Origin of the sequence: Tepidibacter mesophilus, assembly GCF_002724055.1 — a bacterium.
In the GTDB taxonomy this organism is placed as follows: domain Bacteria; phylum Bacillota; class Clostridia; order Peptostreptococcales; family Peptostreptococcaceae; genus Tepidibacter_A; species Tepidibacter_A mesophilus.
Window position 1 is genome coordinate 22,733 of sequence record NZ_BDQY01000031.1, and the last position, 7,636, is coordinate 30,368.

At 30.6% G+C, this 7,636-nt stretch carries 7 protein-coding genes and 1 pseudogene; 3 read left to right on the top strand and 5 right to left on the bottom strand.

The genetic code is table 11. From position 1 onward, the window contains the following. The first annotated feature begins 74 nt into the window (after window positions 1-74). Window positions 75-812 carry a pyruvate formate-lyase-activating protein gene (pflA, locus tag Tmeso_RS14545; RefSeq protein WP_099192473.1) on the top strand — a complete coding sequence of 246 codons (738 nt, stop codon included), beginning with the start codon at window positions 75-77 and terminating at the stop codon, window positions 810-812. 85 nt (window positions 813-897) lie between these two features. Here the strand turns inward: pflA and Tmeso_RS14550 are convergent, their stop codons facing one another. The 4 genes from Tmeso_RS14550 to Tmeso_RS14565 form a co-directional block, all read right to left on the bottom strand. After that, complete coding sequence (locus Tmeso_RS14550) at window positions 898-2,007, bottom strand: M20/M25/M40 family metallo-hydrolase (protein ID WP_099192474.1); 1,110 nt, start codon at window positions 2,005-2,007, stop codon at window positions 898-900. 175 nt (window positions 2,008-2,182) lie between these two features. Then, complete coding sequence (thiI, locus tag Tmeso_RS14555; protein WP_099192475.1) at window positions 2,183-3,358, bottom strand: tRNA uracil 4-sulfurtransferase ThiI; 1,176 nt, start codon at window positions 3,356-3,358, stop codon at window positions 2,183-2,185. Between the two features lie 4 nt (window positions 3,359-3,362). Beyond that, window positions 3,363-4,514, bottom strand: coding sequence for a cysteine desulfurase family protein (locus tag Tmeso_RS14560; protein ID WP_099192476.1), 1,152 nt, complete (start codon window positions 4,512-4,514; stop codon window positions 3,363-3,365). An 82-nt stretch (window positions 4,515-4,596) separates the two neighbouring features. After that, window positions 4,597-5,205, bottom strand: a complete 609-nt coding sequence (locus tag Tmeso_RS14565) for a lactate utilization protein (protein ID WP_099192477.1) — start codon at window positions 5,203-5,205, stop codon at window positions 4,597-4,599. A 352-nt stretch (window positions 5,206-5,557) separates the two neighbouring features. Here Tmeso_RS14565 and Tmeso_RS14570 point away from each other — a divergent pair, with 352 nt between their 5' ends. Together Tmeso_RS14570 and Tmeso_RS14575 are read left to right on the top strand one after the other, a co-directional pair. Continuing rightward, window positions 5,558-6,547 (top strand): asparaginase, encoded by a 990-nt coding sequence (locus Tmeso_RS14570; RefSeq protein WP_099192478.1) that lies wholly within the window; start codon window positions 5,558-5,560, stop codon window positions 6,545-6,547. A 282-nt stretch (window positions 6,548-6,829) separates the two neighbouring features. Continuing rightward, window positions 6,830-7,390, top strand: coding sequence for a beta-class carbonic anhydrase (locus tag Tmeso_RS14575; RefSeq protein ID WP_099192479.1), 561 nt, complete (start codon window positions 6,830-6,832; stop codon window positions 7,388-7,390). Between the two features lie 49 nt (window positions 7,391-7,439). Here Tmeso_RS14575 and Tmeso_RS16750 read toward each other — a convergent pair. Beyond that, window positions 7,440-7,636: pseudogene (locus tag Tmeso_RS16750) on the bottom strand (hypothetical protein); the annotation flags it as partial.

A 7,636-nucleotide genomic window follows, 5' to 3' on the forward strand; every position in this document is an offset into this window, starting at 1 on the left:
TCGTTGGCGATATGAGCTATGCGGTAGCATAGAGCGAATTTTATTTTAAATTTTAATTTAAGGTGGTGTTTTGTATGGGTATTAAGGGTAGAGTACACTCTTTAGAAACTTTTGGAACTGTAGATGGTCCTGGAATTAGATTTATAGTATTTACTCAAGGCTGTCCTCTTAGATGTAAGTATTGTCACAATAGAGATACATGGGACTCTAAAGGCGGAAAGGAATATGATGTTGATGAACTTATACATGAGATTGTTAAATACAAGCCTTTTATGATTTCATCAAGTGGAGGTCTTACTGTATCTGGTGGAGATCCTACTTTACAGCCTGAATTTTTAAAGAGCTTACTTATGAAAGCTAAAGACAGTGATATACACACAGCTATAGATACTTCTGGATTTGTAGATATAGACGTTATAGATCCTATACTTGATTATACAGACTTAATATTACTAGATATAAAGCATATCAATAGGGATGCTTTTAAAGATTTAACTGGGGTTTACAACGATAAAACATTAAATTTAGCAAAACATTTATCTGATAAAAAAATACCCACTTGGATAAGATACGTTCTAGTTCCAGGTGTTACAGATAATGAAGATGATATAAGAAATCTTTGTAAATTTATAAATACACTTGATAATATAGAAAAAGTTGAGATACTTCCTTATCATTCTATGGGAAGATTCAAGTGGGAAGAACTTGGATATGAGTATCCATTAAAAGGAATTGAAGATGCAAATGATGAAGATGTATTAAAGGCATCTAAGATATTTAAAGATTACGGAATAGATATAGCAATAAAATAAAGAACAAGGACAAATTTTTGTCCCTGTTCTTTTTTTATATATTCTATTGTTTTATTAAAAAATAAAGATGCTTAAAACCTAACCTTTATGCATTCTTAATTATTTCTAATACAAGCTTAGAAGTATTTACTAAGTCTTCTATACTAATATACTCCTCTAGCGTATGTGCCTTCTTCATTCCTACACCTAGATTCACAGCCTTAATTCCATTTCCATTTAACACATTCGTATCACTTCCTCCACCAGATGCCTTAGTAGTAACTTCAAACCCTAATATAGAGCAAGCATTTCTAACAATATTCACTACTTCATCATTCTCATCTACATTAAAGGCTGAATAAGAACGACATGTGTCTATTTCCGCTTTAGTCCCAAACTCTTCACAAGCCTCTTCTATACATTTAACCATATGGGCTGTTTGTTTATCTAGTTTTTCATTTACTAAACTTCTAGATTCTCCTTCTATAGTAACTTCTGGACAAACTATATTCGTAGCTTTACCACCCTCTATTATCCCAATGTTAGCAGTAGTTTCTTCATCTATTCTAAGTAGATTCATCTTAGCTATGGCTGATGCTGCGACTTGAATAGCACTTATCCCTTCCTCCGGGCAAACACCTGCATGAGCTGGTATTCCTACAATCTTAGCTACTAAATTATCTTGTGCAGGTCCCTTTATTATGATTTCCCCTGGCGACCCACCACTATCTAAAACGAATGCTCTTTTACTTTCAATCTTATTATACTCTAGATTTTTAGATCCATAAAGACCACCTTCTTCATAAACACTAAAGACTATTTCTATATTTCCATGGTCTATATTTTCTTCTTTTAGTATTCTTACTGCTTCTATAATAGCTGCTATGCCTGCCTTATCATCCGCTCCTAGAATCGTATTCCCATCACTGTATATAACTCCGTCTTTTATAACAGGTTTAATGCATATACCAGGAGTAACAGTATCCATATGCGCACTAAATAGAATAGGCTCAATATCTTTATTTCCTTTTAGTTTAGCTATAATGTTTCCCGTATTTGAACCAACTTTATCTCCAGCTTTATCTATGTATACATCAAGCCCTAGTTCTTCTAGTTCAAGTTTTATTTTATTCGCAAATAATTTTTCATTTTTTGTTTCACTATCAATTTGAACATATTCTAAAAACTTTTCAACTATTCTTTCTTTTTTTATCATAACAGAACCTCCTACTAATATATTATAATACTCTATATCAATTATACTCCTCTTGATTTAAAAACAGTATGGTTTTTTTTATATATATAAATTTAATATAAATTAAGGGTTTAAAGTTAAGGTATTTTTTCTCCTAAACTCTAAACCCTGAAATGTATTTCAATTAAATTTCACTCTATAATGTTATATCTATAACTTCCATGTTCTCTATAGCTTCATCTATAAGCTTTTCTATATCAAGATTTTGTTCTGATAACATTATTTTCTCAAGCTTTGGTTTTGTAACAGGATTTTTAGGTAAAAATACTGTACAGCAATCTTCTTCTGGTATTATAGAAGTTTCAAAGGTTCCTATCTTTTTAGCTATATCAACTATTTCACTCTTATCCATAGCTATTAAAGGTCTAAATACAGGTATATCAACCGACGCATTAGTAACAGTAAGTCCTTGTATAGTTTGAGATGCAACTTGCCCTATACTCTCTCCTGTAACAAGTGCATTACACCCTTTAGCTACAGCTACTTTTTCAGTTATTCTCATCATAAATCTTCTAGATATAATTGTCATTTCCTCTTCTTTGCAATGCTCGTTTATCTGTTTTTGTATAGGAAGAAGATTTACACTGTGCATTCTAAGTTTCCCACAGTATTTAGATAAGATTCTTGCTAATTCTTCTACCTTCTCTTTAGATCTCTCACTAGTAAACGGATAACTATGGTAATGCATTAACTCAAGGTCAACTCCTCTTTTAGCTACCATCCAGCCTGCTACAGGAGAATCTATTCCTCCCGATAATAAAACCATTGCTTTTCCATTAGTTCCAAGAGGCAATCCTCCGTATCCATCTATTCTCTCTAGATAAGCTACACAACACTCTTCTCTTAGTTCTGCTTCAACCTTAACATCAGGATTTCTTACATCAACTTTTATTTTATCACCTAGTTCAGATAGTAAGTATCCTCCTATATCTCTACTCATTTCAAGTGAAGTCATTTTGAATGTTTTATCAGTTCGCTTAGACTCTACTTTAAAAGTGTTTACATCTTCAAACTCTATCTTATCTTTTAATATTTGAAGTGATACTTCCTTTAATTTTTCATAATCATTTTCGAATTTAACAGCAGGGCTTAATGAAACTATTCCAAAAACCTTTCTAGCTTCTTCTATTATATTTTCATAATCATACTCTTCAATGTCTATATATATTCTTCCAAACTGCTTGTATACATTTAACTTGCCTAGTGGTTTTAAAGCATTTTTAATATTTTTTACAAGCTTGTCTTCAAATATATATCTATTTTTACCTTTTACTCCTATTTCTCCGTATCTGGCTATTACTACATTATACATTACTTCACCTCTTATTTATTATAATTCTTAATTCCTCAACTTTTTTCTTTATTATTTCAACAGCATTCTTTATATCTTCTTCTTTATTCATAGTAGATAAGCTAAATCTTATAGCCCCTTCTATTTCTTTATTAGAAAGACCCATCTCTATTAAAACGTGACTTCCTTTTTTCTTAGAAGAGCAAGCTGACCCCGTTGATACATATATATTATCTTCTTCTAAATAATGAAGAAGTATTTCTCCCTTTATTCCTATAAACGATACATTTAATATATGACATACTCCATCTTCACTGCTATTTATCTTTATATCATCTATATTAGAGTTTATTTCATTAAGTAATAGTTCTTTTAAATTAGTAACCTTATCTATATTATCCTTTAGATTGTCCATTGTTATTCTAACAGCCTCAGATAGTCCAAAAATTCCCGGTACATTTTCAGTTCCAGATCTAAATGCACTTTCTTGTCCTCCACCTGTTACAATAGACTTTATCTTAGTATTTTCTTTAATATATACAAAACCGATTCCCTTTGGACCGTGTATTTTATGACCACTTACAGACATTAAATCTATATTGTATTTTGATGGCTTGAAATCTATTTTCCCAAATGATTGCACTGCATCTACATGTAAATATACCTTTCTCTTTAATTTAGATAAGTATCTACCTATTTTATCGACAGGCTGAATAGTTCCTACTTCATTATTTACATGCATAACACTTACAAGTGTTGTATCTTCTCTTAAAGCATTCTTAAAATCTTCAAAATCTACTAATCCCTTTTCATTTACGCCTAAGTATGTAACTTCATATCCGTCTTTTTCTAAATCTTTAAAAGTATTTAATACGGAAGGGTGTTCTATTTTAGTAGTTATTAGATGCTTACCACTTCTATGATTAGCATAAGCTAAACCTCTTATTATTATATTATTAGATTCCGTCCCTCCAGATGTGAAGAATATTTCTTTTTCCTTAGCACCTGTATACTTTGCTATTTCTTTTCTAGCATTCTTTATTTCTTTTTCTACAAGTACACCTTTTCTATGTATAGAGGAAGGATTTGCATACTGCTCAGTTAAAGCATAAACCATTTTATTGACTACTTCCTTATATGGTTTGGTAGTCGCACTATTATCTAAATATATCTCCATTTATAATCACCTTCTAGTTAGTAGTATATACTATATATTAAAGCCAAATAATATATTATATTATTTGGCTTTTGTTGTAAAGTTAATACCCTATTTCTTCATTTAATATATATACTTTAAAATCTATTGTAGGTGGTTTCTTTTCTATTATACTAGTTACCATACACATTCTTTGCTCATTTTTACAATCTATACAAGAATCTATTTTAGCACAAGGAGTATTTAGATTAAGTCTTCTAGCATTATTTGGACATGCTGACGTCTTTATTCTATTCATAGCATCATTATAATCCTTACATATTTTATTTATACCGCATACAAGAATCACTTTCTTTGGACCAAAGAACATAGATGCAACTCTATTACCTACACCATCTATATTTATTATTCTTCCGTCTTCTAATATCGCATTTGTACTCGATAAGTATACATCAGAGAAAATAGCTTTTTTAAGAAGATCCATTCTCTTATCAGGCTCAACCTTCCAGTGCCAAAGTACCTCTTTAGACTTGTTTACAAGGTTATCATATATATCTATCTCTTGTATAGACATAGATCCCCCTATTGCCACTAAATCATTTTCATCGACTTCGTTTAATATATCTTTTTTTATGTCGTCTCTAGTTTCAAAAAATTTGGCTTCAATACCTCTTTTTCTTAAATTTTCTAACAATTGTTTAATTTTATCCATTTGCATGACCCCCTCTATTTTTAATTATAACAATATTATAATATAAGCGCACTTATATTATAATATATAAATTTATATTCTGTTAAAAATAAAAAATATGTAGATTAATATATTTTTTTAAAAACTGTTGCAAAACATGTCGTATTTTGTTATACTATTTTTAGTGGTTATCCCCCTGGTAACCTCAATAAAATCTCTATTCCCAATACCCCTTTTGAACGGATTTTCACATTTTAGAATGTGAAGCCTGCCTATATGGCAGGTTTTTTTTTGATTTTTTTTATAATAATCAATTATAATCATGTTTAATATTATATAATTAATGTACAGTATTTTTAAGGAGGTAGACTTTATGAATAAAAAAAAGGTCGCTATAGTCTTTACAGGTGGAACAATATCTATGACAGTAGATTCTAGAATAGGTGCCGCTATCCCTTCTCTCTCAGGAGAACAAATAATGTCTATGGTAACTAATATAGATACCATAGCAGATATAGAAGTTGTTAATTTTTCAGAGATTCCAGGACCTCATATCACACCTACAATGATGATGGATCTTAAAAATTTAATATCAAGTTTAGTCGATAGAGACGATATAACTGGTGTTGTTGTAACTCACGGTACTGATAGTCTAGAAGAAACTGCCTATTTTTTAGGTTTAACTCTTTATACTCAAAAGCCAGTAGTGGTTGTTGGAGCTATGAGAAATTCTTCAGAGCTTGGTTACGATGGGCCAAGTAATCTTGCCGCAGCAGTTTGTACTGTCATAGCTGATGAAGCTCAAAATAAAGGTGTTTTAGTAGTTATGAATAACGAAGTAAACCTAGCATCAGAAGTAACTAAAACAAACACATTAAGTCTTGATACTTTCAAATCTATGACTTATGGGCCACTCGGAATAATAGATGACAATAAGTTGATTCTTCATAGAGACATAGTAAGAAAACAACATATACATACTCATAAACTTGAATCTAATGTTGATTTAATTAAAGTTGTAGTTGGGATGGATTCAAAATTTATAAAATTTTCTATAGACTCAGGATCTAAGGGTATAGTTATAGAAGCTATGGGAAGAGGAAACATTCCTCCAACAATGTTAGATGGGGTTAGATATGCAAAAGAAAAAAGCATACCTGTAGTTATAGTATCTAGATGCCACTCAGGAAGAGTTTTAGATACTTATGGATATGAAGGTTCAGGAAGAGATTTAGTAGATCTTGGATGCATACTAGGAGGTAATCTTCCCGGTCAAAAAGCTAGGATAAAGTTAATGCTAGCTCTTGGAAAAACTAATGATATAGATGAAATAAGAGATATATTTCAAGAAGGAATATATTAGTATAATTCTTTAGACTGTTGACAGTATCATCGTTAACAGTCTTTTAATATACTAATACATTATAAAATTTTAAATCCAATATTGATGAAAGAACTGCAGTATCAACTATTTTAAGCAACAGAGCCGTCAGACTTGTTGGCGCCATGAGCAATGCGTTAGCATGAAGCGAATTTTTTATTCATTCTAAACTTAATCTCAAATATTATTTTTAACAAAGGACTAGAAATCAAATGATTTTACGATTATAATGAATAAAATACCTTTTGAAAAGGAGAGATTTCTTTGAATAAACTAAATGAAATATTAATACACAATAAGTCATTCGTAGAGAATAAAAAATATGAAGAATTCAAAGCTACAAAATATCCAGGTAAAAAAATGGTTATATTTTCATGTATGGATACACGATTAACAGAATTACTTCCGCGTGCATTAAACTTAAAAAATGGAGATGCAAAAATAATTAAAAATGCTGGAGGAGTAATTACTCATCCATTCGGAAGTATTATGAGAAGTATTTTAGTTGCAATATATGAATTAGAAGCCGAAGAAATTTTTGTTATAGGTCATCATGGATGCGGAATGAGTAGTTTAAATACAGACAAAACTATCCAAAAGATGATAGACAAAGGTATTTCAAAAGACACTATGACAACCCTTGAGTATGCAGGAATAAATCTAAAAAAATGGTTACATGGATTTGATTGTGTGAATGATTCTGTAAGAGAAAGTGTAATGGCTATAAAGAATCATCCATTAATACACAAAAAAGTATCTGTTCATGGACTTATAATAGATCCCGAAACTGGTGAACTTGAAGTAGTTGTAGATGGATACAATTAAAAAAAGAGGCATACACCTCTCAGTTTGAAGACAAAACTTATGTACTTAGCTATGCTATGCATAAGTTTTTCTTTATTTTTCCATAAATTGTATGAGGAATAGCTTTTATTTGTACAAATATACTCAAAAACAGCCTTTCAGGAGACTTATTCCATATCCAAAGGGCTAACTTTTTTAAATTGAGACATGTGAAAACAAGCAAAGCTTGCATTTTATTTTTTTTAAGACCTTTAAGTCTCGTATAAC

Bases quoted from the DNA above. Each gene is read 5' to 3' on its own strand.
- pflA (WP_099192473.1), top strand. From the start codon at position 75: ATGGGTATTAAGGGTAGAGTACACTCTTTAGAAACTTTTGGAACTGTA.
- Tmeso_RS14565 (WP_099192477.1), bottom strand. From the start codon at position 5,205: ATGGATAAAATTAAACAATTGTTAGAAAATTTAAGAAAAAGAGGTATT.
- Tmeso_RS14570 (WP_099192478.1), top strand. From the start codon at position 5,558: ATGAATAAAAAAAAGGTCGCTATAGTCTTTACAGGTGGAACAATATCT.
- Tmeso_RS14550 (WP_099192474.1), bottom strand. From the start codon at position 2,007: ATGATAAAAAAAGAAAGAATAGTTGAAAAGTTTTTAGAATATGTTCAA.
- Tmeso_RS14560 (WP_099192476.1), bottom strand. From the start codon at position 4,514: ATGGAGATATATTTAGATAATAGTGCGACTACCAAACCATATAAGGAA.
- thiI (WP_099192475.1), bottom strand. From the start codon at position 3,358: ATGTATAATGTAGTAATAGCCAGATACGGAGAAATAGGAGTAAAAGGT.